The sequence below is a fragment of the Brevinema andersonii genome (genome assembly GCF_900112165.1).
Taxonomy (GTDB): Bacteria; Spirochaetota; Brevinematia; order Brevinematales; family Brevinemataceae; genus Brevinema; species Brevinema andersonii.
This window is the reverse complement of record NZ_FOKY01000038.1, coordinates 1-1,445: the sequence shown is the minus strand read 5'-3', so window position 1 is coordinate 1,445 and position 1,445 is coordinate 1. Positions and strand designations below refer to the sequence as shown.

General features: G+C 36.6%; 1 protein-coding gene. It reads right to left on the bottom strand.

What is annotated here, in order from left to right; genetic code table 11:
* Positions 1-355: 355 nt before the first annotated feature.
* A complete protein-coding gene (locus BM018_RS07510) occupies positions 356-613 on the bottom strand; it encodes a hypothetical protein (RefSeq protein ID WP_092320190.1) in 258 nt (85 codons plus the stop codon).
* Positions 614-1,445 lie beyond the last annotated feature (832 nt).

Genomic DNA, 1,445 nt, shown 5'->3' with positions numbered 1-1,445 from the left:
TGGGGCCAGCTCAACAGAAATATGTTAGGATTAAGTCTCGGAATCGACCACACAAGAATTATAGGATCAGGAATGTATGGGAAAGTCCATTATTCCTATTTGTTCGGGAAGTAAGCTTAACAATTGTTTCTAACATAAAACAATCCCTCCCTAATGCTGCGGGAGGGATATTATTTTGATCAACCTAATATCTCCAGTAATAACCATATAATTAATAATATTTTGATAATTTTAGTAAGCATATTCACTCTTCTTAGCTTAGCTCGTCAAAGGAGCACCCCGTCTCAGGCGAGGGGTGCTGAGCCTGCCTGCTTTGGAAAACTATTTTTTAATATGGGTTTTTATCGGGGAAACTTTATTGTTTCCCGAAAATCTTTTCAATTATTGTCCTGTTTTCGGCTGTAAAAGTCGTCGTTAAAGACTTTGCCAACTTGTCCAGCTCGTTATAACTGTGCTTCAAAATCATTCCTATTTTGGATTGATCCTCCTCCCTCAAAATATCGAACGGAATTACCAGCATCAGCGACACATTGTCGGCATCTTGCACCATACTTACGTTGACTTTTACATCCTCTTTCGGGACATCTATTACAGGCATTTCGTATTTTGCCATTTTCTTCTCCTCGTTTTCCGAAGCGGGCGGGGTTGACAAATTTCAAAATTTTCGATATAATTATCTTGCTACACTTCGTATTTTAAGTTTATACTTTTAATATGCGGATTTTTTGCGTACTTGTGCTCTCCAATCAGTCTAATAAGCCTTGCAGTGGCTTGTATGTTCCTGAGTGCAAGTATGTCCGTCATATAAGTACGAAGTGTAGCCGCGTACAAACCCTGCAGGCTTTTCTTTTTCGTGTTGCAGTGTGGAACGTGACACACGGAAACTATCTCAGATTATTTGGGGCAAACTTCTAAAGATCAGCGGGTAATATCTTTTATTATCCGCTGTTTCTATTTAAAACAATCCCTTCCCGGAGCATTTTAGGGAGGGATCTTTCTTTCGGCAGCAGGTGCGTAAGCCTGCCACCTAAGAAAAGGGATTTTCTTTAAAAGTGCAATTTTAAACTTCTCATAACAAGTATGGAAATTATAAAGCTATCAACTAATAAATAAAAATACTCACAAAACACCAAATTTAATGTCACATCTTACTAAAAAGTATGATAATATACTTAGATACACAAAAAAGAGTTTTTTATGAATATATCATCCATTTTAGAGAAATTTCCCAATCAGGCTTCTTGTATTGGGTATTTGGAATAAATTTGTTGGATAGAAATTCATACTTATATAGTATACTAAATTGTATTATGTAAATATATTAAGAAGGCTGACAATGAAAAAAATTTTCTTTACTTTTTAGTATTATTTTTATCGGGCTGTTTTGTGCTGGAAACTGAGCAGGCGTCGTCCGTCCGACGCAAGCAGCAGATCGGCATAAAAAT